This is a genomic window from Enterococcus crotali (assembly GCF_000633635.1).
GTDB lineage: Bacteria > Bacillota > Bacilli > Lactobacillales > Enterococcaceae > Enterococcus_L > Enterococcus_L crotali.
On the sequence record NZ_AYPQ01000004.1, the window covers coordinates 315,951 to 338,228 of the forward strand.

The following is a 22,278-nucleotide window of genomic DNA, read 5'->3' on the forward strand; positions in this document are numbered from 1 at the left end:
TTTAGACAGAAAGGATGCAGAGAATTATATGATAGTTGTATCTAGTCTGAAGAGGTATTGACATTTCATGTTAGTTTTAGTAATTTTAAGAGTAACCGTATTATTTTAATTGAGTAGGGAATAGCTGTAATACTAGGTTGAAAATAAACTATTTATAAGGAGTTGGGTAATATGTTGTTCGGTAAAAAAATCCAGTTAATATTTTGTCTGGAGGTTCGTGGATTTTTCCTAAAGCGAAAGATAGTGTAGAAGTTTCTGTAAAGCGTGGAAGCAATAACATGATTGGATTTACTTATAAATCTTCAGATAAGTTTTTCTATCTTCGTGAGATTATAATGGAGAATGTTTCTGCAGATAATGAGAAACTAGGTATGGCAGGAGCTGTATTTGGTGCTGCTACATCACTTATATCTACTGGGGGCAGCGGTTTTGGTAGTGCTCTATCCTCGGCAAGAGGTGGTAAAAAATTAGGTAAGGAGTTGGCTGGAAAGTCAACAGCTAAACTTAGGCTGTTTGACCCAGAAGAAAATAATGAATTTCAATTAACAATTGATTGTCCACCTGAGACGCATTCAATGTTGTCAAATTATATTGTTTCTGAATAATGACAGAGCATATGTTATTAATTGCAGAAAAAAACTAAAGAATATAACATTAGCTTAAATGTGCTAGATATTTCTGTAGTGAAACATATTAATATTATAATTTAGCTGAAAAATTGAAAAAACGTGAAGGAATCCTATATAGTATTATAGGAGTTACTTCACGTTTCTATTTGTCTGTTCAACAAACTATGGTGCTACGATGATAACAAATGGAACTACTACAGCCAATAATAAAATAGACATACTAATCTCTCCTATCTTAAATTCTGTTACTAGCTTTATCATAACAGAATTCCATTTGATTATAAACGGTATTTAAACTTTAAGTATAAAATAGATTGATATGTGGTATAATTTTACAAAAAAGGAGTATATCTTATGAATGTAAATGAAACATTGCTCTTTTTTAGACAAAATATGAAGTTTACACAAAAAGAGGTATTACCTTATCATGATACTTCCGCTTATTCTAGAATTGAAAGCGGCAAACGAGAAATAAAGATGTCTGAACTAACAGCAATTCTTAATAAGCTCTCTATTTCACCAGAAGAGTTTATCTGTCATTCTTCATTGGACGATGATCAAAAAAGGTTTAGACAATTATTTGAATATTGCGCTACTCATCTTGCGAATCAAAGTAAAAAGAAAGAATTACTTCACTACTATAATCAATTGAAAAATATAGAAAATCAATCATTAAAGGAACGTTCCAATTTTATTGCGATTAAGGTGTTCTTTTCAAATCACTGGTCAGAAGTTGAGCAAGTGACAAAAGAAGGATTAAATGATAGTTTTACTTATTTAAGCAAAAAATCATACTATGTTCAATATGATTATACATTGATGTCAAATATTATTTTTCTTTTAGAAGAGCAACAAGCTGAACTATTAATAAGAAGAGCGATTCCAATAAAAGATGAAGAAAATCGAAATACAGTAACGAAACAATTTGCATATAATTTAATTACTAATCTGATTACCTCCAAACTATATAGTAAGGAATATGGGAAAGTGCAAGACTATTTAGTGCTTGCTAAAAAGCAAAACCCAAAAAATAAGAATTATAAGTATCACATGACCATTAGTTATTTAGAAAATTTATATTTATATCTAACTAAAGGAGATTATACGTACATCAAGAGTGTCTATGATTACATTCATATCCTTCATACTATTGGAGAAGAACAACTTTCTATAATGACTGAGAAAGAAGTTGAGCAGTTGACACTTGCTAGGACAGATTCACCTATTAATACGATGAAGGTGAATTAGTGTATCTAGCTCAAAAATAATTATATATTATATTCATGAAGATCAATCATCTTAATCGATGGTTGGTCTATTTTGTGTTTCAAGGAGGGAGTAAAATGTTTGATAACAAAGAAAATCGTCACATCTCGAAGGGAGTGAATGAACAAGTACAAAAAGAAATCCAACTCTATTGCTGGCAATTAATCGACAAAAAAAGAAGTAAAGCTGAAACAGAATTAGACTATTTACAAATATTTGAAGTCAATCCAGATAATCAACGCCAAGCAATTGAAGTGATTCATCGACAAGAAGAACCATTTTTCATTGATCATCATATCTACACCATAAAGGAAAAGATAGCTGATTTCCAAATTAAAAAATTATGGGTGATCGATGATGGTAGTCATCAAACGATGTTATTACCAGAAGACTATTAATTGGCATTTTTCTAAGAACCAACTACAACAATCATAAAGGAGAAAACATGAAAACAAATCAACCGAGAAAGCGTGTAGCTATCGTCAGTCTTGAACTAGTGAAAGAAGCCTCAACTTTTTACGCCGCTAGAACTTGTACTAGCCCTCAAGCTGTCTATGAATTATTCGCTCCGTTTATTGAAACAAAAGACCGAGAACATTTGGTGGTCGCTAGCTTAAACGTAAAAAATGAACCAACCGCTATTCAAGTTGTTCATATAGGAACCATCAATCAGTCATTAGCTTTTCCTAGAGATATCTTAAAGATGGCGCTGTTGTCAAATAGTGTGTCTATTTGTGTTGGGCATAATCATCCTTCAGGTAGTGTGACCGCTTCATTAGCGGATATTGAATTTACTGCGAAGTTAGAAAAAGCCTGTCGATTACTTCAAATCAATTTACAGGATCATCTGATAATTGGTAGTGATGGAAACTATTTATCTATGAAAGCAGAAGCTATATAACCGATAGTAAGTAATGAAGCCTCAGGAGGTATGCTCGTGAGGTTATTTTTATACCATAGAAAGGAAAAAGCCATGTTAAATGAAGCAATAACGATTTTACAAAAACAAACGCAGCTTGTAACAGTAAAAGAGGAATGGAGCTATGAATCTGTCACATTGGAGAGGGAAGAACTAGACGAAGCTACTCTTCCAGAAGGAGCCAAAAAACAATTACCAAAACTAGTAATGACTCATTTGTATTTATATGTAGATAATCAAGACAATGAATATGTTGTGTATTTTCTTACTGATGTTACGAGCCAAACCACGTTTATCAAAGGTTTGTTAAAGAATAGTACACGACTCTATTCCAAACTTTTATCAATGAAGGATGGAGCTGAATGACAAAAGAGGAATTTTTAGAATTGATTTGTCACTGTATGATGCAAATAGTAGAGGCAATAAGAGAGGGGCGAGAGTAAATGGGTTTATGGATTCGTTTAGCGTGTTTAGTCATTACGACAGTTATCACTGAATTAATTAACTATCATGGATAGAAAAAGGAGAAGAAAATGATTCAAAAACGAAAGATAACGATTCAATCTGAATCATGGTCGAATACAGAAGGGGATCATCGCTATTTATTGAAAAAAGTGTGGGAGGACGGTCCACTTGCAATGATCGTGACGATTCATCCGACGATGATTGACCCACTTGCTTTAGATATGACCACGATGTTGATCCAAGAACAACTACGTAAGCAGGAATTTTCAGGATTTTTAGCGGTGAATTTATTCTCCTCTACAAAAATCAAAGGGACAGCACAATCTTTAACTGGAGGCAGTGACGATCAAACCTTTGCGGTGATTGAAACATGTCTAGCAGAGAAGCAATTAACGGAGATTATTATTGGTGTGGGTTCACTATTGCTGACCAATGAGCTGGCTAAGAAGCAATTAGATATATTCTATGGTCTACTTTCAACGAAGCAGAAAAAACAAGTAAAAATTCTAGTGGATGAGAAAGAACACCCAGCACATCCATTAGCACCAAAAGTTCGTCATGAATGGCGTTATATTAGCTATGCTCAATATCGAAAGAAAAATCCAATTGCCTAAAATTGTAATGAGACCATTAAAAAATAAAAGATTATACGTGTGGGAACGCTTGTTATTTTGCATGTAACGTTCATTATCATAAAAAACACAAGTATGATATTTTTGAATTATTAAGAAGGTGTTGAGGGGGAGAGTAGATGAAAATTGATTTGGACTGCCTAGCAATCTCGTATCAAAGTGTTGCTGAATTTTTACAAGAGGAAGAGCTTAATCCTGATTTACTGGCAAAGTTTCATTATATGTTTAAGGGGCAACAAATTTCATATCCAATGAAGATGTACGACAAAGATAGAGTGGCAGAGAAAATTAAAAAAATGTACCAAGAAAATTTAGAATTAGACATTCGTGAGCTCACTGACCAATATGGTTTTTCAACACGATGGATTCAAAAAGTAATCAATGAAGCAATGAAGGAGTGTGTAGGTTGATGATTGGAATTATTGTTATAGGTGTACTTATTTTTGGAGGATACAAACTAGTTCAATGGGCAAAAGAGAACACTGAGCTAAATTTGTCAGGGAAAAATATTGCTATAGTCATAGGAATAGCTTTTTTGGCGTTGGTCAAGTGGGCGTATAGTTCAGGATCAACTACCAAATCAGTAAGTGGTACATGGCAAAAAACATATCAGTGTAAAAATTGTCATCGGCAAATAACAACCATGTATAATCCAAAGGAGACAGAGAAATCCCCTTGCAGTGGAGGTTATCAACATCGTTGGCAAAAAATAGATTAAGGAGAACTATGTTATGGGACTTTTGGGCGATTTCATGAGAGCAGCAGCGAAAGAAGTTGCAAACGAGCTGATGGAAATACAACAGAAAAACAACGAAAAACAAGTAGAACAAGAAAAAACAGAAGCGCAGTTAATGATGTCACAATTGAGTAGCGAAGAAATACTACAAGTTATTAATCGACCGCATATAAAAGATGACTATTTTGAAGCAGGAACGATGGAAATTGAACAACGGCTTGATGCACATGACCAATTAGTAGCGCAATATGGAGAAGAAATTGTTCGAGAAAAACAAAAATCATTTGAACAGCTATCTATTGAAGAACTAGAAAAAATACTTGAAAACCAACAAGAGTTTGAATCAGAGATCGTGTTATTTGCACAGTTTGAATTGGATAACCGTGATGTTATGCGTATGAAAAAAGAGAAACTACCTTGGGAAATATAGTCATTCGTATGGGTTGAGGAGTAAGTACCTATATATGTATGGTATACTTAACTAATCGATGACTGTATTGGAGAAAATACGGATAAAAAGATTTCATGGAGGGGAATGGAAATGAATCATTTAATTAGAAGTGGAATTGTTGGGCTAAGTTTGCTTATACTGCTAGGTGCTTGTTCAAAAGGAGAGCCTAATGGTTCAAAGTCTGCCAATAGTAATAGGAGTACTGTATTTGAGACAACTAAAGTAGATAAGAAAGAAACTTTACCGTCTTCAACTGAAACGAAAACAGAAGAAACAAAACAAAGCGATGATAAAAAAGTATCTTGGACAGAAAAGAATGCTTCTGATCTCCAACAATTTATGTCTAGTTGGGGAGATACAATGGGGCAAGAATATAAAGAATACAGCAAAGAAAACAATGTGAACTTTTATGGGCTGTCAATTCCATCAGGTCTTTTAGAAAACAAAATGCGTCCTAAGATAAACAATGAATTTGTCGAAATGAGTTGGTTACAATCGAGCCAAAAGGAAGGTAGCTACACTATACTTACGGTTTATTCTGACATAGAGACGACACCATCGGTTGGAGGTCATTGTTATCTATTTACTATGTATCAAGATAGACCTGTGGTTTTAGTGACAATGCAAAACCAAGGAAATACAGAAAATACAATTGTCTTTAAAGAGACGGATAATCAAGAACTAAAGAATGGATTTAACCAAATTATTGAGGGAACTTATGTACCTCAGCAAAATCAATCAGAAGAACAGGTAAATAATCAGAATTTAGATGAAGCTACCCTTAAAACAATCGAATTTTTAAAAGGAACGTATTATAAAGGGGCAAAAGGTGATCCAGTATTTACTATTGATGATATGTATTATACTGATTTTGTAATGAATAAAAAGTATAAGATCGCGTCTATTACTTCAACAGAAGAAGATCATACTGTTTATACTATTGCATGGGATACCGCTGATTTTGAACAACGATACGGAGTTGGAAGTGTAGGTCCAGGGCCTCAACCTTTTATTTATAAACTTGTGGTTGGAATACAAGGAAATGGTTTTGCACTTGTGGACATGAGCGGACAGTCATATACTCAAACACATATGGAGTAAATTCTTTGTTCCTAGTCGTATTCGAAAGTTAGTAAGTTTGTTTTAGATTATATGGACAGCATGTTTAGAAAAGTTGGGATTTTTGGGAATAGAACTAAAGCACTGAATAGACAAGAAAAATAAACAGCTTCCAAGTCCCATATTCCCAAAAGTAAATTGGGAATGTGGGATTTTTTAGGAGCTATTTTTTGAGGAATAAGAGTTGAAAGGACTGTATTTTTAGACTGTTTCCCAAAAATCCCAATAAATTAATTATTAATATCATTCGTTTATGGTTATGATAATGAGGAGGTTTTAAAGAAAGAAGGAGTGACTTTTCATGATAAAAAAAGAGCTAGTGTTAAACAAAACTGAACAAAATATACTTGCACAATGTGCGTTGTATATACCGAAAGTAGCTGCATATAACGAGAAAGGAGAACTGGATGTAAATTATCTGACCCTTTTAGAGATGCGAGGTGAACGTCGTGACATCCAAAAAAACTATGATTCCACAGATAGTCAAAAAGAAAGGATGATACAGGTACTGAAAGAAGAAGAAGAGAATGTTAAAGCGGAAAGGAAAAAAAGTAAAGTAGTCTATCATTTTTATGGAGTACAATTGTTTAAAGAGGAAAATTTACCATCAAGTAAAAGGGATCGCTTTTGGAAAGGAATAAAAATGATTGACAAAATTTTATCAAAATCCAAAACAATCGATGAGTTAAAAATAGAAACAAAAGAAATCCGACCAGAACTGTTGGTTACATATATACTATTCTCTTCTATCGTCCAATTAATAAACCACAATCATCGTGCTCGTATAGACGCATATAATGAAATGATAAAAGAAAATCCTTATATGAGAAAAGAAAAAACGCCCCCTAAAGTAGTTAGTCAATTAAACTTTGATATAGCCCGTACTGAATATGTGTATAGTAAGGAAAAATACTCTAAAGGGGAGTATTTGATTCAAAATTATGAGGAAATTCAAGCGGATAGAAATTTGTTTGACTGTTTGATAGAATGTGTTAATTTGGTTTCAAAGAAACAATCGATAGAACAATTGATGAATGAGATTGCTAGTACAATAAAAAAATCATTTGAAAAACGTGGAGTTAAAAATTTTGTTTTAACGGAACTTCATTTTGTGAAAGCTAAAAATAAGGATATAGAACGTATAAGGACTTTAAACAATATTCTTAAGGAGTGGACTAAGAAACAAGATTTAATTGTTAGAAGTGTAATCATGGATATCTTTGATTTGAAAATTTCCTCAGAAGTGGTAGAAAAAATTTTGCATGATCCGATTAAAATAAAAGAGATGAGGCTGAATTGGATTCGACTTGATGAGATGAAGAACGCTGATTTAGAAGAATTATTAAATACTACAATAGATACTAAAGTACGCTTTGAGGTAGAAGATAAATTGTCTGCTTTAAAATTAATGGATAGTTATTTTAAAAAGGAAAATGATAGGTATATTGATGAAATCTGGGAAGTAACTGATTAGACAAATAAAAATTGAAAAGCTGTTTATTTTTACATAGAAGTATTCCATGATAAAAAGTGACTCTGGTGAGGTAATTTGAATTACATCATTAGAGTCACTTTTTGTCATTTTATTTTTGATAAACTAGGTTTTGTAATTACGAAATGTATATTCACCGGTGAGTAATATGAATCTAGTGGAGGTAAAAAAAATGACAAAAGAAAAAAGAGTAACATTAACAAATGCAGCAGAAAAAATTGCTAATGTATGTCATATGTCTTGACCGTTCTGTTGTCTGTCACTGAAGCTCGTTCATTGAAAACTAAATACATTAAAAATGATTACGTTTATTTTTTGAATGTTGATTACCATCCAAAATGGGTGCTTCAGAATAGATGCTGGAATGTTAGAGAATTCTCTTTCAACGCGCAGGAGAAAGGTAAAACTCATTTTATTATTAAGGAATAAAATGTACAGAAAGGTTGATATAGCAATGAGAGATGAAGATTTTGAACCCCTGAAACCTGTAAGTAATACTAGTAGTATCAGGGCAGGACAGAGTATATTGATTGATTATATTATACTTTCATTTGTTCAAGCAGATATGGCAAGTATTGTTAATTATTTCTTCTACTATTTGCTAGATAGTTTTGAACTGCTAGATAGCCATATGCGTGGTTTTCAGAAAATGTATACGAATGAGAAAATTTTTGTACATTATGAAAATAAAGGAAATAAAGCTGTTGTTTTGGTAGAAATTCGAGCGTGTGGATGTCGTTTTTTGGAGCAACAAGAAGAGCATACCTGGTTTTCCTTTTTTAGGCAAGTTTCTGAAATAGTAGATATGATTCCTGTAGAACGAGTCAACATTAAGCGAATAGATATTGCTATCGATAGTTTTTCTAAAGAAACGCTAACCCCCACTCGAGCCTTAGACTATATTAAACGACAATTAGTCACATCTAGATTCCAAACAGGTCGAATCATTCATGAATTTCGTATCAAAACAACAGAGTTAACTGGAGAAAGCTTTTACTTCGGCAAACGAGCTAGTGATTTGTCTGTTGTGGTTTATGATAAGAAACTTGAGACAAAAAGTGAATCGGAGTGGTTTCGGACAGAAATTAGGTTTAGAAATAGCTGGGCTACAAAGGTTGTTGATGCGCTGCTCGAACAAAGGAAAGATTTCTCGTTGTTTGTGTCTGAGGTAATGAAAACCAATATCCAATTTCGATCAAGTTATCACAAGCGCTCTGAATTAAGACGGCGACCTTTAGCTAAATGGTATGAGACGTATTTATTATATATCAAAAAGCAACGATTACACAGGTTGGACTAAAAAAAGGTGTCAAGATTTGGGTGCAAAGTAAATCACTAAAAAGTATAAAAATATTGGAGGAATTAAATATGTATAACGAACGCAATTTTGATGTTGAAAATGGGAAATCTCTTGTAGCGGAGGAAACTTCTTCTACAGAACACTGTGCAATTCCTAAAAGTATATTTCATAAAAATAACAGAGATTTAATCAAAGATATCCTTGGTGGATATGGACCGAATGCTTTTGGTGGACATGGTGTTGTGAAACATGCACGAGTAGAGAATACTACTAATCTATTCGGCGAAAGTGTGCACTTACTCATTTTAACGCTAAAAATTTCTGACATTTATCCTAGTCATTCATTTGATTATTATATTGACTACCCAATGGAGGTTAATGTTTCTTCTGAAAGCTCATTTTTAGAATTATTAGAACGAATCCAAGAGAATAACTCATATGTTTCTGAAAATCTAAAGAAGTTATCTGGCCTCTTAGTCGAAACGCAAGAAGATTATTTTGAAGAACAAATAAATCTTGTTTCTTTAGAAAAAAGGGAACGTTTATTTCCTTTATTTTGCCAAGCAATTCTCGATTTACAACTTTTCGTTGCTGGAACCGTTTCATACAGTTGCATAGATAAACAACCCCATTTCTTTGTTAATAAACTTGAAATTCGACACTGGCTACATCCTGAACAAGAAGGAGACGATAGCAATGACCGGAATTGAAAAGTTGTATCAATTTATACGTTACACGTATGGACAATGCCCATTTACAACAGAGCAACTCTACGAACAAGCAGATAGAATAGGGATCAAAAAAGGCAGCATTGGAGGCGCATTACAACAGTTAAAAAAGAAGGGATTTCTCATGAATTACGGCGGGCGAGTAACTCAAAATGGTAGAAAGCAAAAGATGTGGAAATTAGTCCGATTTATTGAATGAAATATATTGGCAAAAAAATTTTGCAAGAAGGGAGTGGTGTGGATGGATAAGCATATAAAACATCATTTGCCAACAGAAGAACAAAAACTACAATTTGAAATACTCGCAAAGATATTAGCAAAAGGGCTACTTCATTACTTGTACTAAGAATAATCGGAGAAATGGGAGCGATTGCAGCTCCCTTTCCTAGTTTATTCAAGATAAGGAGGCTGAGCATTTTGAATGTAATTTATGGGCGTTGTTCTCAATGGTATGACGGTAAAGTGGCGATACGTTCACAAATAAATAGCTGTAAAAAGGAAGCTGAGAAGCATAATCAAATCATTTTAGAGGAGCATCTTTTTTTAGATTACGGAAAATCTGGTCGAAATTTAAATCGTCAACAAATGATTCTTCTGCTTGATTGGATTACCTCAGGAAAAATGGACAACGGACATTTGTTCGTGGCTAGCTACGATAGGCTTAGTCGAGACTTGGGCGACCTTACCTACTTGCTTGAATTGTTTGAAGCCCATGACATTCACGTACACTCAGCCAAAGAAAAAATTCCGGATGATATGTTGCCCTCGGCTCGTACGTTCTACATCCATTCATTAGGAGTAATTTCCCAAAATTATTTGGAGACATGTCGTAATCATGCTTTTGTAACCATTGAAAGAAGGCGAAAAGAAGGAAAGCCACTTGGTGCAGCCCCCTACGGATATAAACACACAGGTGATACCTTTATTTTGATTTCAGAAGAAGCAGAAACAATCCAACTCATTTTTAGCTTGTATTTGTCAGGTCTTGGGTACAAAAAAATCTGTAAAGAGCTGAACCAAAGAAGCCAATACATTTATGGAAGACCATTCAAAGATACCGATATTTATCGGATTTTAGTAAATCAAACGTATGCTGGAATTTTTGGTAAAGGAGACCAGTCTTATCAAGGAAATCATCAAGCAATCATCACAATAGCGGAATATGAACAAGTCCAAAAGCTTCGAAAAAGTAAAATACAAGAGAAAAAACATTTTGTAGAATACCCACTAAAAAATAAGCTACGATGTTCTTGTGGCTGGCAACTGAGTGGTCATATGTATGCACCGAAAAAAGGGAAAAAGCGCCGTTATTATGTTTGTTCCAACCCCATTCATCGAGAAAAAGGCTATCCATCAAAATTACCAGCGGACCGACTAGAGACAGAGGTACTAGCGAGGGTAAAGAAATTTTTGACCAATCGCTCGTTTATTCATCAATTAGTCCAAGAAGTCCACCACCAACAAAAAGCGCGCGCTATTGTTGAGATGAAACAAGTAGAATCTATTGAAAAGAAAAAGCAACAGCTCTTTATTCAGTACGAACAGAGCGAACTAACTGCACCAGAGTTAAAGGATCAATTAGATCAATTAAAGAAGAAAGTTTTTATAGTGAGTCGCAAAAATTAGTAACAGAAGAAGAACTATCTGAACTTATACTTACGGATACGCAAATAGAAGATTCATTTTTTTACACGTCAATTCAATGCATTGAGTTAAACAAAACTGATGAAATCATAAGTATCTATTTGCAAAAAGTTCCCACATATAATCTAATGAGGTTGGAGGAATGAACATGTCGCAAGAAATCATTTTACCTGATATTAACAAGTTAACGAGAAAACAACGACGAGAAAAAGGAGTCAAAGTAGCTGTTGGGTATACTCGTGTTTCTACTCAAGGGCAAGTAGACGATGGTCTGAGTCTAGTAACACAAGCGGAAAAAATAGAAGAAAAAGCTGCATCATTAAGCTTGATCTATCACATGACGTACACAGACAGTGGTATTTCTGGCGGAGATATTGCACATCGCTCAGGAATGATTCAATTATTGGAAGATGCCAAGAACGGATTATTTGATGCCGTAATTATTTATTCTGTTTCCCGTGCAAGTCGTGATTTGGATGATTTTTTGACAATTGTCCGTACATTAGAGCGTTACGACATTGAACTAATCAGTATTTCAGAATTGATTGATGCCAGTAATCCAGCAGGAACGATGTCACGAAATTTAATGGCAGTTGTTGCACAATTTGAACGGGAACGAACAAGTGAATTAGTGGCTGAAAGTATGAAAACTGTCGCAAAAGAAGGCCGATTTACTGGTGGTCGTATGTTAGGGTATTATTGTGGGTTAGATGAAGAAGGACGTAAAACACTGCTTATAGAACCGAAAGGAGCGGCTATCGTTCGGACCATTTTTACCAAGTACGCATCAGGTGAAGGCTACCGAGCCATTGCGAATTACTTAAATAGACAAGGAGATACAACCATCACTGGCAAGTCGTTTACTGCAGGTGGGATAAAAACAATCTTATCGAATCAAAAATATGGTGGCATTATTGAGTACGGAAAATATCAACAATGGAAAAAGAAGCGGAGACGAGGATTGAATCCTACGCCAATTGTACAGAAAGGCATCCACGAACCGATTATTGACGAGGCATTATTTTTAAAAGTGAGGGAACGGTTGGAAATGGAAAAAAGGCAACCTAATTGGAATCATCGTGGTGAAAATGTTTTAACAGGACTACTCACTTGTCCAGTATGTCATGGACCGATGGCCGCATCTAACGTGACTAACACACTAAAAGATGGGACAAAAAAGAGAATTCGGTATTATTCTTGTGCTAACTTTAGGAATAAAGGTGCTTCTGTTTGTGGAGCCAATTCTATCCGAGCTGATTATGCAGAACAGTTTGTCTCTGACCGATTGCGGGAACTTGTGACGATCCCTGAGTTCCTCCCTGTACTTGTCAAAGAAATGAACAAAAAAATAGAGGAAGAGCTCCAACCATTGGAACAGGAGCTTGCAGTTCTTCTAGTCAATATGACTGACATTGAGAAAAAAGTAGAAGTATATCACCAATTTGAAGAACTAACAGATGAACACCAAGAAGATATCTCCTCTCAAAAAGAAAAGCTAAAAGAACAACTTATTTATAGTAAACAAAGAGAGCATGAAATTCTTTCTGTATTGAATCATCAGCATGAAAAAATTACTGTTGATAATGTATCACAGATATTTACTGCACTCGATCATTTTCTTAATAAAGCAGATAAGGCAATGATTAAGTCAGTTTACCGCACGTTTATTCAGAAGATTACGTTTGATCCATTAACGAAAGACGCTATTCAACTGACAATGACATTTAACGAAGAAATTATCCATCAACTAAATCAACTCTATCAAGAGACTCTATCCAATCAAACGGATGGGGTCTTTTTTGAGTTGAAGCGTCCATTTACTTTGGTGTTGTAAATAAGCACAATAAATCAGTCGTTTTCAGTTCGTTTCATTTTATCCGTAAGAAAAGTCTCGTGTACTTCATCTAAAGCAATTAAGCTACTTTAGAGAGGTAAAAGCGGTGAATCATTGTAGACGTTATCGGAGAATAGGATGAATGAAGAAATAGCAATAGATAAAACGTGTGGCGTAACAAAATCCCAGCTATTTCAAATAGCTGGGTTCGTTGTTATGGAGGTGCGTAACGAAGGATTCGTATTTAAAAACGTAGTTTATTCATAATTTTTACTAGTTTGAATCTCAAAGCCAAAATGATTGTATATCAAGTTTTTGATCATGGCTTCTAAAATAACTTTGATTATTATCAATGTATTGATCAATTTTTACTCTCCATTCATCGAACAGGTTTTCTGAAAGAAGTGATATAGAAAATTCTCTACCACTATTAAGTCCATTCAAAGAACCACCTATATATAGCCCTTTAGTTTCAGTTAATATATATCTATCATGAATTGGAAGTTTTTTGTTTTTCATATGACCAGCGATAACAATTAACACTTCTGGAGGAGCTTCATTTGATATTTCATTCTTCCAATGGCTTCGAAAACCTTCAATACTATCAAAGCCAAGTTCCTTGTCTACATGCTCTTTACTCGTCAATATCTCAAACTCAAACTTGGAGTTGATAAAGCTTATCTCTTGTATGATATCAAGTTCTTTTTCAGAAAAATAGGGATCGCAGATTGTGATTTTCTTGGTAGCATTTTCTTCAATCCATTTTAAAATAAAGTCAAGTCCTTCTCTACCATCTGAATTTGTAACGATTAATCCTTCTTTTGATGGGCTTTCAGATTTTTCGAAAGTCAAATCGTTTTTTTTCCAGAAAATTATTTTACAACTATTATAGATTCCTTCAAAAACTTCAAAAGGCATGTTCTTTGAGGAAGGTTTATAAGTGTTATTTTCTATCAACCAACTATAAATTTTATATGCAGAGTCCATTGGAAGAGTACTGGCAAAAGGTAAATATTGCTTGTATAAATCTATAATCTTTTTCGGACTATTTTTCTTTCCTTGTAGAAGTCCAAGCCATTCCCAACATATATTAGGGATGTTTTCTTTTTGCTGGTTTGTAAGTAAATCTATATCAGGAGTGTTCTTCTTATCTTTTAACAAATACTTTGTATTTTGCAACTCGTGCTCTTTTGAAGAGTCAATCTTTCTTTTAGAGGATACATCATTAGACTGAATTGTTGATACAAGGCTTTTTCCAAAATCAGGATCAATTTGATAAGCCATATCGATTAGACGGCGTTCTCTTTGTGTTGAAGAATCATCGGATTCTTTTTGAAGAAGCTTAATTCCACTTTCGATTAATTCTTTACTGTATGCCGTTTTTTTCGTTTTAAAAGCCTCTGCTAGCAATTCAAGTTGATAAATTTTTTCACGAGTTAATGGGATTTCTGAAATTTTTTGTTTGCCCTCTATAAAGACCTCCTCAGATAATTTTTGGTAGTGCCGTTGTTTCTCAATATCAGCATATAACATTGTTTTTACAAATATTTTATCTGTTTTATTGGGAAGCGCATTGGCTCTAGTAACCAATGTATTATAAATATTTCGATCAAAACCATTTGCGTTCATTACACTAGATTCGGCTACAATTTTATAACCTTCATGTTGAATATTAAATTTCGAGGGAAACAACTTTTGTGAGTGTTCTTTCAAAATTCTAAATAGTTCATTTTTAGCTTCTTGTTTGAGATTTACATAGTTTGATTTTGCAGCTTTGATTACTTCTCCTATGATACTATATTGAGCGTTGTCATCATTGAACTTTTCGATGATTTCACAGATATCAATAAGGTCTTCATATTGACAAGAGTAAAATTTTGAATCGACATTGTGTATAGGTTCAGAATATGAATAGCCATTAAATAGAAAATGAACTAGTTCATAATAAGTCTGATTACGTTCAGAATTGCTCATTTCAGAGAGTAATCTTTCAAACGTTCCTTTATGGTTCAAGAATAATGCAGGGGAACACAAACGAATGACCCTACACTTATAGTGTTTATCATTTTGAGGAATTGAATTTATTAGATTAGTCATTCTTTTACAGATTTCTTTGCCTTCAAGGATTCGATTATTTTGGAATAGAACTATCGCAGTTTCAGAAAGTAAAATAGCCTCTTCACCAGAAGATTCAAGAAGACTTACTATCTCGAGTAATTTTGGTAAATATACATCATCTTTTCCAATATTATTTTGGGACTCAACTATCCCTCTATAAGCGCGAATCAAGAGCCGTACACATTTGATACTATTCCAAAATTCCATTGGTTCAATAAATTTGAAGGTTTCAATAATATGAGATACGTTTTCATAGTATTTAAGTGCTAAATTCAAATTTTTATCACCAATCAATTTTATTGTTTGAAGACTTAATGAAATCTTTAAAGGCATTAGATCGATCGAGTTAATAAACTTCAAGGCATCATCACTAAGAGCCTGTATTTGTTCTGAAAATCTTTTATCCAAATCATTGGCTAATGAAAGTGAAAGCAGATTCATACACTGGATTTTTGTAACCAAGCTTGTACACTTTTTTATAATGTGTATAAGTTTAGGGACGAGTGTGTGGTCAATTACAAATCCATCATTATCTGAATGCTCATAAAAACAAGAAATAATCATTTCTATAGAATCATCGGAAAGCACGTTATCTTCAGTGATTAATTGAAGTATGTTAATTGATTCAGTGATAAAATCTTGTACAATATCTTCTTGAAGTTCAGTTGAAATACATAAAGATTCGATGATATCATGGTAAAGAAGCTCTCGAAAAACCAGATTATTTACCTTCATAATTACTTCGAGACATCGGGATAAATCTATTGTTGCAATCAGACACAATGTTCCTTTTAGAGAATCATATTGATGAGCGGTATCAGAAAGTATGATGTTAATAATCTCATCAATTGATAAACTTACAAGTTCTGAGATATTGAGATCAATGTCATAATCTTTTTGATAATCAGTTGAATGAAGATATTTTAGTAAATGTGCATAGCATTCTAGTTGAATACTTAAATCTTCTTCTAAAGAAATATAAGAATATATTTCTTCAAGATGTTTTTTATTTAAATCAATATTTATTAGTTCATTTGCCTTTATTATGTTTAAATAAAGTTGAACATACTCTATAGTGGGGCCATTTTTCTGAAGTGTATCCAGATGACCTTCAAACAATTGAGTCATTTTTTCTGTTGTTTTTGGATCTTGAGACTTCATTTGGTTTGATAGCTGTCTGTAAATTCCTGCGTTAGATCGATATTCCTCTGATGAATTAATCAACTTAAAGGCATATTCGCAAATTTCAAAGCTTCGTTCAGAAGGCTGATTGTAATCACACCACATTGACAAAAAATTGATTTTTGCGTTGACTTGCTTAATATTTTCAATTTCATCTATAATGCCGTCCGGGGAAATATCTTTTAAGAAAGTAGAAAAATCAGAAAAAATATCTTGAACTTTCTGATTCTTCGCTTTTTTTTGAGGATCCCTAATACATCAGAAGAATTGCTTAATTCGTTTCCGTTATCTATTGCAGCTAAGCCCATAGCCACCATTGCTCGGTCAAAAGAGTTTTCGTCATTTTCTGAGTCAAATGATTTCTCCAAAAGTGATAATGCGGTTTCAGGGTCGGCAAATATTAATTCAGATGCAATTTCTATCCGCTTTGATCCCAGATATTTTAAGTTTAGACGCATGTATAACTTTTTTATTTGGTTTACTAATTCAATATCTATAGTTCCGTTCTTTTCTTTTTGTAATCTTGCGATAATACAAAGTAAAATTACTCTATTTTCAGGTACTATCTCTGTATCAGCAATATCCCGAGCATCACTATACTTTGAGAGAGTAAATAAAGCTTCTATCAATTGCTTTTTTTGACTGATATCTTGGTTATCAAACATCGAAGACTCAATGGCAAATTTCAGTGAATTTTTTACACTCTCTAGTTCTTCGGATAGAGAAAATCCTCGCTCTACAATTTGTCTAACACTCCCCATTGATTGGGAAGCAATGATTGAATTAATATGTTTGGGTTCGTCAAGGAATGTAAATAATTCAGTGAATTTTTGAGCTCCTTCTAGATATTCCGGGATTAAAACAAAACTTTCTGTTTTTTCTTTTTCGAGTATCCAAGAAGCAATACTCCCATAAGTAGCTTTTTCAAAGTATGTTAACTTATTTTTTAGCTTTGAGTAATAGTTATCATTTATGAGTTCAAAATCCTCATTGGTAACTTCTATGAAAATATTTTTAGATAACGATGCTTTAATACAATGCATCTCCATTCCTTCAATCTCAGCGAGGTCATGTAATGATAGGTTTTGTGATGAAAAAACGATTAATGCTAAGAGTCTTTTATCATCATCTGTGAGTTCAGCTTTTTCCCAAGATAAGGAGAAAAGATCAGAGGGGAGCTGATTTAAGTCTCTAAAACCATTTTGATATTGTCTTTGGAAATTAAAAATTTCTCTAGTATTACCTAAAAAATGAGTACGAATTTGTTCGACATATTCTGATGATACTTCAGGGAATAGACTCTGTATTTCTTGGTTAGATAATCCAATAACACTGACTTCACTAAGGTTACCTTCAGATCTAGTAAGGTCATTTTTGACAAAATCTGATTGTTCATTTATATCTAAAGAGAATATAAATTTTATATTACTGTTCATTGACAAAGGGAGATATTTATTTATAAGATTGTTAATAATGAAAATTTTCTCTTTCGGAATATGGTATATGCCATCAATTACAAAAAAGAGAATTTTTTTATTTGCTTTGCAGATTCTATTTGCCTCAACCATTAATCTCTGTAATTGCTGAAGTAAAAGTTCTTCTGATCTAGGAATTTTTTCTAATGTAGTGCCTTTTATGAAGAAAAAGAGTTGTTCAACTAGGTTAACTAATAGATACTTTTCATCATATGATGCAGGTTTACTTTCTCTAATAAAAAGAGAAAGAGTGTTTTGAGAATTTTTTTCACAAAATTGTCTTAGAACAATAGATTTTCCATTTCCAGAATTGCCAGTGAGTAAAATAATGTCATTTATCTTTAACGCTGTTTCTAATGCATCAAGGATTGTATCTCTTTTTATCTCATTATGATTAGTTTTAGGCAAATAATCAGAGAAGTACAGTAAATCAAGAATAGCATTCTTTTCAACCAAGTTATCTCACAGTCCTTCCTAATAAAATTCTTACTAAATATTATATCATATAGGATTGATAGTTACATATAGATAGTAATAAATTTCATTTTTAAATACATTGATATTTGAAAGAGAAGATAATATTTAATAGGATTGTAGTTGGTAATGGGATTTTTTGTAATTAAATTCACCTGATATGTATAATATTCCGTAAATCAATATTGTAATAGTTATTGCAGGAGTAAAGATAAAAGATAATTCTTATTGTACAGAGTTAGATTAATACACAATTTTTTAATCTCTAAAGATATTTTGTGATCAACTTTGTGTCAAAAATTTGTTGTGTTGATGTACTGAAAAGTTAAATGAAGCTATGCTTAGTTTTTGGGGATCAATAAAACCATTGATCCTAAATTAAACTATCTTTCTATTTTAATATCATTCACTTCCGATACGCAGAACCGTATCATAAATAGGGATATTTTTTGCTTATTAACAAAAAGTATAGAAAATAGATATGCTCTTTGGTAAAGTTAAATAGACACAAAGTTAATGACTTGTTAAAAAAAGGAGAGTACAGCATGTCGATTAATAGTAATTCTACTATTGCCAGTGGGGTTTCAGCCTCATTTAGTCAATCAGCTAGTGCATTAAATAGAATATCCGTTTCTGTCAGCTCTGGACAAATCAACGTGGCTGGTAATAGCACTGCAATTGAAAGTTTTTCAACCTTTCAATCTAGTCTAAAAAGTGTCTCTAACAGTATTGTAAAAGCAGGGGACAATATAAATTCTGTTGCGAAAGAATTTGAACGCATTGACCAAAAAATTGCGCAGTTACCTACTCTTTCAATTGGAGGGATAAGGTAATGACGTTAACTTCGCAACAACGTTTTGACGATCAAAACTACCAGTTTCGAAATCAACTGGAAGAACTTCAAGAAGCACAACGAGACAATAAGAAAGACCAACAGTTTATTGAACAACTGCAAGAACGGTTCTATGCGTTACAACAACAAGAACAACGAATCTATTAGGAATCTCTAAATGAAGTAGAATCAGAAGAGAGAGCTTTTTTCGAGGAACGACAAGATGATAGTTTTCACTTATCACGACAAGCATTACAAGAATTTGAAGAGGAACAAGAACAGCTAGCGCAAGACCGTAAAACCTTGTTAGAAAAAGAAGACTCGGTCCGTTCAGCACATCGAAACTTCTTAAAAACAGAAGAGAAGGAGATGTCGAATGGGACTTAAATTTATTGTGTCAGAAGCACAAGCTAGAAGTTCACAAGCAACACAAGTTAGTAGCCAAGCACAACAAGCTGTGTCTTCCTTACAACAAAGCATCCAACTGTTCTTGTCTGCTCCTTTATCTAGTAAGGCCTATGATTCGGCTAAAAATTATTTTATGGTGGCGTATACGCCCATTGGGCAGTCCATTATCATGACTGCGGAAGCTTTTACCAATGCACATAAGAAATTTGTAAGTGAATATCAAGCTACTGTAGGTGGAGAAGATATAGATGAGGACAAAATTCAAGCAGAGATTGATCAATATCAAGAGTTATTACACACGATTGACGACTTGATTCGGGATGCGAAAAGACCTCGACCAGACTTAGAAAGACGTTCTATGAACGCTTATGAGGCCATGCAAAAGAGAAAAGAAAAACTGGAGAAATTACGGRCATACAGCGCTCAGTCAACAAGCTTTTTTAGTGAATATAATTCTTCTCAACAAGAATTGAAYACAGCGATTAATCAAGTAAAGGATTGTAAAGCGTGGAATGCCTCTACAGGAACTTTTGATATTAGTAAGTTAGATATGAACTGGGCAAAAGCTATTAGTAACAGATGGAAAGATAGACAAGAAAAAATAGATGCAAAAGTAAAAGCGTATAATCTTGCTAATCAAGAAATCACGACAAAATTTGATGACTATGGTAATGTGCTAGGTGTGTATGTTGATGGAAAATTTGATGCTGAATTAACGAGTACATTACAAGAATCGATTAGAACGAAAAATTTTGATATGATTAAAGGATTCGGCTCAGGGTTTATTGATCAATTAGCAAATAATAATGGAAAATCGTTACTAAATGAATGGTTTGGGGAAAGAAAATTTGGTGCAGAATTTGACGGAAAACAAAGCTATGCTGTCGGACAATTCGTGGCGGATTTATCTTCATTAGTTCAAGGCGGAGCAGAATTTTTTGGTGGTGGTTTGTGGGCATTTGGAGGTTCAGCAGCTTCCACTTTCTTTTCAGGTGGTGTAGGTACAGTTGCAGTTCCTGCAATTAATGCAAGTGGTCTTGCAGTAGCGGGCCATGGTGCAGGAGTATTTACTAGTGCATGGAATAGTTTAGGAAATGGTTATGATTTAGATACAGGGGATGTTACTCCTGGAGGAAGATCTCTCTCTAAACACGGTGCAGAAAGAGCAAATGAAAGAGGAGGAATTGTCTCTGTACATTCTCCAGCACCAAAAGGGAAATATATACCAAAGTAGGAGTGAAAAAATCAATGATAGAACTATTTAAAAAAATTTCAGAAGAAATAAATCATGAATATGAACCAGGAATTGGATCAGAGATTAGATCATTTATGGAGTATCAAGAAGAGAGTATAAAAAAATTTAAACTTTCTTTTGATGAAATAAATAAATCGTTTATTCTTAAAATTTATACTAATGAGCTGAAATTAGATGATATACAACAACTTTTTATGAAATTAGTCTTTTTTTTAGAATATCCTTATGTAACAGTCTATACTACGAATAGAACTGAAGAATCAATACACTATCAACTTATTTCATATGCAAAAAATAATATAGGTTTTATATTAGATGTAGAACTGTTCTAAAATGTTGAATAGAATAAAAAAGAGCTAATCAATAAATTGATTTGTTCTTTTTTTACATGTCAAAAAATGTTTTTTAGGAAGAAAAGTTGGATCATAATTTGTTATTGGTGAATTATGAACATCTAATGGTTTAACAGCTGAAGGGTGGGCTACTCCAAATGGTTCTATTATTTCATTGGGAAAAACATGATTATTTTAAAAGGAGATAGGGTTTTATGGCATTAGTACATGAATTTACAATTTTTAAAAATGAAGAAAATATTGATTACAATAATGAGACAAAAAAGCACATGATAAAAATAGAGGATTATCTTATTCTTTATTTATCCGATTCTCTAAAGTGGGTTCCGTCACATTGGGAAAATATGTCAAATCAAAAAGAAGGATTAAACTATTATGGGACTACTATATTTGATGGAGTAGGAATTAAAAAATTTTTGAATATCATAAAATCATGGAAAAATCTATTTGAAAATGCGCCCGATAGTATTGAACTTTCAACCGAAGTATCTGTAGAAGATGGTATTTATTTAAAGGAAAATATTGAAACAAAAAAATTATTGAAACAATTGGATACGCTTATTTCACTATCTGAAAATGCTTTGAACAAGAATGGATTATTAGTTCATTTTGGAATTTAATATTTCTATCAAAAATGATTATCTATTGAGATTAGAGTTTAAAGATTACAAAGTAAAAAAGAAGTAAATAACTATATATTATATCTATGAAGATCAATTATCTTAATCAATAGGTGGAGAAGATATAGATGAGGACAAAATTCAAGCAGAGATTGATCAATATCAAGAGTTATTACACACGATTGACGACTTGATTCGGGATGCGAAAAGACCTCGACCAGACTTAGAAAGACGTTCTATGAACGCTTATGAGGCCATGCAAAAGAGAAAAGAAAAACTGGAGAAATTACGGGCATACAGCGCTCAGTCAACAAGCTTTTTTAGTGAATATAATTCTTCTCAACAA

General features: G+C 33.2%; 23 protein-coding genes. 21 read left to right on the plus strand and 2 right to left on the minus strand.

What is annotated here, in order from left to right:
• Positions 1-278: 278 nt before the first annotated feature.
• The 16 genes from V192_RS0111730 to V192_RS0111815 all read left to right on the plus strand — a co-directional run bounded on the left by V192_RS0111730 (position 279) and on the right by V192_RS0111815 (position 13,215).
• On the plus strand, positions 279-605 hold the full coding sequence (locus V192_RS0111730) for a hypothetical protein (protein ID WP_025871949.1): 327 nt from the start codon (positions 279-281) through the stop codon (positions 603-605).
• Positions 606-983: 378 nt separating this feature from the next.
• Positions 984-1,877: a helix-turn-helix domain-containing protein gene (locus tag V192_RS0111735; protein ID WP_025871951.1), complete on the plus strand. Its 894-nt coding sequence runs from the start codon at positions 984-986 to the stop codon at positions 1,875-1,877.
• Between the two features lie 95 nt (positions 1,878-1,972).
• Positions 1,973-2,293: a DUF960 family protein gene (locus V192_RS0111740; protein ID WP_025871953.1), complete on the plus strand. Its 321-nt coding sequence runs from the start codon at positions 1,973-1,975 to the stop codon at positions 2,291-2,293.
• 47 nt (positions 2,294-2,340) lie between these two features.
• Positions 2,341-2,796, plus strand: coding sequence for a JAB domain-containing protein (locus tag V192_RS0111745; protein WP_025871955.1), 456 nt, complete (start codon positions 2,341-2,343; stop codon positions 2,794-2,796).
• 72 nt (positions 2,797-2,868) lie between these two features.
• On the plus strand, positions 2,869-3,180 hold the full coding sequence (locus tag V192_RS0111750) for a hypothetical protein (RefSeq protein ID WP_025871956.1): 312 nt from the start codon (positions 2,869-2,871) through the stop codon (positions 3,178-3,180).
• Positions 3,181-3,347: 167 nt separating this feature from the next.
• On the plus strand, positions 3,348-3,893 hold the full coding sequence (locus V192_RS20940; protein WP_025871959.1) for a DUF1643 domain-containing protein: 546 nt from the start codon (positions 3,348-3,350) through the stop codon (positions 3,891-3,893).
• 137 nt (positions 3,894-4,030) lie between these two features.
• Positions 4,031-4,321 (plus strand): Mor transcription activator family protein, encoded by a 291-nt coding sequence (locus tag V192_RS0111765; RefSeq protein ID WP_025871961.1) that lies wholly within the window; start codon positions 4,031-4,033, stop codon positions 4,319-4,321.
• Positions 4,321-4,629 (plus strand): hypothetical protein, encoded by a 309-nt coding sequence (locus V192_RS0111770; protein WP_025871963.1) that lies wholly within the window; start codon positions 4,321-4,323, stop codon positions 4,627-4,629. Before V192_RS0111765 ends, V192_RS0111770 begins: the two co-directional genes overlap by 1 nt.
• Before the next feature lie 13 nt (positions 4,630-4,642).
• Positions 4,643-5,077: a hypothetical protein gene (locus tag V192_RS0111775; RefSeq protein WP_025871965.1), complete on the plus strand. Its 435-nt coding sequence runs from the start codon at positions 4,643-4,645 to the stop codon at positions 5,075-5,077.
• 111 nt (positions 5,078-5,188) lie between these two features.
• The gene (locus V192_RS20945) at positions 5,189-6,199 is read left to right on the plus strand and encodes a DUF4767 domain-containing protein (protein ID WP_025871968.1); all 1,011 of its coding nucleotides are present in this window, start codon (positions 5,189-5,191) and stop codon (positions 6,197-6,199) included.
• Positions 6,200-6,518: 319 nt separating this feature from the next.
• Positions 6,519-7,691: a hypothetical protein gene (locus V192_RS0111785; protein WP_025871971.1), complete on the plus strand. Its 1,173-nt coding sequence runs from the start codon at positions 6,519-6,521 to the stop codon at positions 7,689-7,691.
• Between the two features lie 472 nt (positions 7,692-8,163).
• Positions 8,164-9,009, plus strand: a complete 846-nt coding sequence (locus tag V192_RS0111790; protein ID WP_167331077.1) for a replication initiation factor domain-containing protein — start codon at positions 8,164-8,166, stop codon at positions 9,007-9,009.
• A 68-nt stretch (positions 9,010-9,077) separates the two neighbouring features.
• Complete coding sequence (locus V192_RS0111795; RefSeq protein ID WP_025871975.1) at positions 9,078-9,719, plus strand: hypothetical protein; 642 nt, start codon at positions 9,078-9,080, stop codon at positions 9,717-9,719.
• Positions 9,706-9,936, plus strand: coding sequence for a hypothetical protein (locus tag V192_RS0111800; RefSeq protein ID WP_025871977.1), 231 nt, complete (start codon positions 9,706-9,708; stop codon positions 9,934-9,936). The genes V192_RS0111795 and V192_RS0111800 overlap by 14 nt, the downstream gene beginning before the upstream one ends.
• 218 nt (positions 9,937-10,154) lie before the next feature.
• Positions 10,155-11,363 carry a recombinase family protein gene (locus V192_RS0111810; RefSeq protein ID WP_025871979.1) on the plus strand — a complete coding sequence of 403 codons (1,209 nt, stop codon included), beginning with the start codon at positions 10,155-10,157 and terminating at the stop codon, positions 11,361-11,363.
• Positions 11,364-11,529: 166 nt separating this feature from the next.
• The gene (locus V192_RS0111815; RefSeq protein WP_025871980.1) at positions 11,530-13,215 is read left to right on the plus strand and encodes a recombinase family protein; all 1,686 of its coding nucleotides are present in this window, start codon (positions 11,530-11,532) and stop codon (positions 13,213-13,215) included.
• A 285-nt stretch (positions 13,216-13,500) separates the two neighbouring features.
• On the opposite strand, the gene V192_RS0111825 is transcribed toward V192_RS0111815, so the two are convergent.
• Entirely contained in the window at positions 13,501-16,626 is a 3,126-nt protein-coding gene (locus V192_RS0111825; RefSeq protein ID WP_128080820.1) for a hypothetical protein, read from the minus strand.
• Positions 16,627-16,697: 71 nt separating this feature from the next.
• Positions 16,698-18,446: a hypothetical protein gene (locus V192_RS0111830; protein ID WP_025871985.1), complete on the minus strand. Its 1,749-nt coding sequence runs from the start codon at positions 18,444-18,446 to the stop codon at positions 16,698-16,700.
• Between the two features lie 563 nt (positions 18,447-19,009).
• Between V192_RS0111830 and V192_RS0111835 the strand changes: the two genes are divergently transcribed.
• The 5 genes from V192_RS0111835 to V192_RS0111855 all read left to right on the plus strand — a co-directional run bounded on the left by V192_RS0111835 (position 19,010) and on the right by V192_RS0111855 (position 21,932).
• Positions 19,010-19,297 (plus strand): TIGR04197 family type VII secretion effector, encoded by a 288-nt coding sequence (locus tag V192_RS0111835; RefSeq protein WP_025871987.1) that lies wholly within the window; start codon positions 19,010-19,012, stop codon positions 19,295-19,297.
• Positions 19,297-19,464 carry a hypothetical protein gene (locus tag V192_RS21545; protein WP_158001103.1) on the plus strand — a complete coding sequence of 56 codons (168 nt, stop codon included), beginning with the start codon at positions 19,297-19,299 and terminating at the stop codon, positions 19,462-19,464. Before V192_RS0111835 ends, V192_RS21545 begins: the two co-directional genes overlap by 1 nt.
• A 208-nt stretch (positions 19,465-19,672) precedes the next feature.
• Positions 19,673-20,938: an LXG domain-containing protein gene (locus V192_RS0111845; protein ID WP_025871989.1), complete on the plus strand. Its 1,266-nt coding sequence runs from the start codon at positions 19,673-19,675 to the stop codon at positions 20,936-20,938.
• A gap of 14 nt (positions 20,939-20,952) precedes the next feature.
• The gene (locus tag V192_RS0111850) at positions 20,953-21,291 is read left to right on the plus strand and encodes a hypothetical protein (RefSeq protein WP_025871991.1); all 339 of its coding nucleotides are present in this window, start codon (positions 20,953-20,955) and stop codon (positions 21,289-21,291) included.
• Between the two features lie 215 nt (positions 21,292-21,506).
• Positions 21,507-21,932 carry a hypothetical protein gene (locus tag V192_RS0111855; protein ID WP_025871993.1) on the plus strand — a complete coding sequence of 142 codons (426 nt, stop codon included), beginning with the start codon at positions 21,507-21,509 and terminating at the stop codon, positions 21,930-21,932.
• The last annotated feature ends 346 nt before the right edge of the window (positions 21,933-22,278 follow it).